Annotated in this window: 2 protein-coding genes and 1 tRNA gene; 1 reads left to right on the top strand and 2 read right to left on the bottom strand. The window is 46.3% G+C overall.

Features of this window, described 5'->3' with window-relative positions; all coding sequences use genetic code 11:
- The coding region (locus tag B7Y67_RS16445) for a TonB-dependent receptor plug domain-containing protein (RefSeq protein ID WP_293599554.1) at nucleotides 1-1,357 on the bottom strand (1,357 nt) is incomplete at its 3' end.
- A gap of 89 nt (nucleotides 1,358-1,446) precedes the next feature.
- Nucleotides 1,447-1,812 carry a hypothetical protein gene (locus B7Y67_RS16450; RefSeq protein WP_293599555.1) on the bottom strand — a complete coding sequence of 122 codons (366 nt, stop codon included), beginning with the start codon at nucleotides 1,810-1,812 and terminating at the stop codon, nucleotides 1,447-1,449.
- Nucleotides 1,813-1,872: 60 nt separating this feature from the next.
- Here B7Y67_RS16450 and B7Y67_RS16455 point away from each other — a divergent pair.
- Nucleotides 1,873-1,949 (top strand) — tRNA-Pro (locus tag B7Y67_RS16455).
- Nucleotides 1,950-1,951 lie beyond the last annotated feature (2 nt).

The raw sequence follows: 1,951 nt of genomic DNA on the forward strand, positions 1-1,951 counted from the left end.
AGTTCCACAAGCCACCAGCGGAGTAGGACATTAAATTGAATGTGCGGTTTTGTAAGGTTATATCTGGAGTGACGCCGGTTGTAGTTTGTTGACCAAGGTCTAAATCCGTCCCTAAATTCGGTTTCTGCGCCACATTGTTGTAGCGTAGACCCAAATTACCTTGCAAGGAATTCCATTTACCTTCCTCAATCCAAAATAGGGCATTCGAATTCGTTTTTGTTGGCGGCACAATTGCGTAGCTTCCAGAGCCAACTTCAGTTGCGTTGAGTGAGGCTGCAGAGACTTGTGCCCCGAAGGTGCCTTTCCAGTCTGCAATGGGCTTATGAGCAAGTTCAAAACGCGCTTCATTAGCAATGTTCTTCCAGAGCGAGGCCGCAACTCCTTCTGCATTAAATTCCGTATGGTTGTAATTGGAATTGGCTGCGCTAAATTTAAATGATGAGAAGCCCGCAAATGGATCGCGGGTTTGATGCTGTAAGTCGTAGCGATTTTGTGACTGATTAATTGAGCCGCCTTCAGGTGTTGGTATGCCGTAATTGTTATTCAGGCGCTCGACGGAAACACCGGTATAGCCGTTCTGACCAATATAAGAAACACCAACACCTAAATTATTTTGATTGCTAAATGAGTTAGGTAGTTTTCCAGAATATGGAACACTCTCCGGTGATGCTGGAGGTGGATTAATAGCCCACTCTTGATTTGGTCCGCCTTGATTTGCGTAACCTGGAATGCGATAGTCATTGGCATTATTAATTGCGGTATCAACGTGAACAGCTACCGAGCCAAACGCTCCATCTACTTCAACGGCGCCAGCTCTACCGTTATTCACTGTCTCATAACTGGTATTAACTGCACCTGTTGCTCTATCGGGTAAGTTAGTTAGGATTCGATCATTAACGACGTTAACAAGTCCTCCGCTTGAGCCTGAGCCGTAGAGTAGGGCTGCTGCACCACGCAAAATCTCTACTTGATGGGTATTTTGCATATTATTTCCAACAGCATGATCTTGAGAGATATTCGAGACATCGCCTACTGATAATCCATTTTGCAAAATCTGGACACGAGCACCCTCAAGTCCACGAATAACTGGGCGAGATGATCCTGCTCCATAGCCTGTTGCTGATACACCTAATTCGTTGGCAAGTGTGGCGCCCAAGGTAGTGCCCAATTTATTAAGCAGCTCATCACCTTGCAAAATTTTGGTAGGCGTCAAAATGCTTTGTGTAGCCTCTTGAGACCCTGTGGCAGTAATTTCAAAGGAGGGTTCTGATTGAGCTAAAGCAGCAGTACTAATTAATCCCGATACTAAAACGTAGATCAGTTTTTGTTTAGCCAATGGCTTACTGATTTGATCCATGATATTTCCTTCAATCCTAATGCGCGCCACCGATCGCATGGCGCAATAAATCTAGAAGCCAAACAATCTAGTTTGGCGTTATGGGAGATTTATAGGATGAGGCTAGGTGGAGCCCTAGATTGATACAGGCCTACATGAATGCGGGCTGGTAAAGATTCATTCGATGCCAACCGCACTTCATGCAAGAAGTTATTGGCAAGGAGAAGAGTGGGCTCTGAAACAGCGAACCCAGCAAGCGTAAGTGCATCGAGTAAATGGCAACTTGGCAAGTCATGACCAAGCGAAGGGGCTTGATCCACACAAGTCTGCTCAACACTTTGGTGATGGATCCCAGAGTGAGCAATACTATGGGCGAAGCCAATCCAGTGAGCGCCTAATAAGCTAGCAAGCAAAAAGCTCAGGGCGATCCATCCCCGGAAATGCTTGTTTAATCTGCTTATAAATAAGGCTTTCATGCACCGAATCTTACAGTATTTGCCCCGGTAGGCCATCTCAGTGTAGAATATCGGTTCCGTCGGAGTGTAGCGCAGCCTGGTAGCGCACCTGCTTTGGGAGCAGGGGGTCCAAGGTTCGAATCCTTGTACTCCGACCACT

The organism is Polynucleobacter sp. 35-46-11 (genome assembly GCF_002281105.1).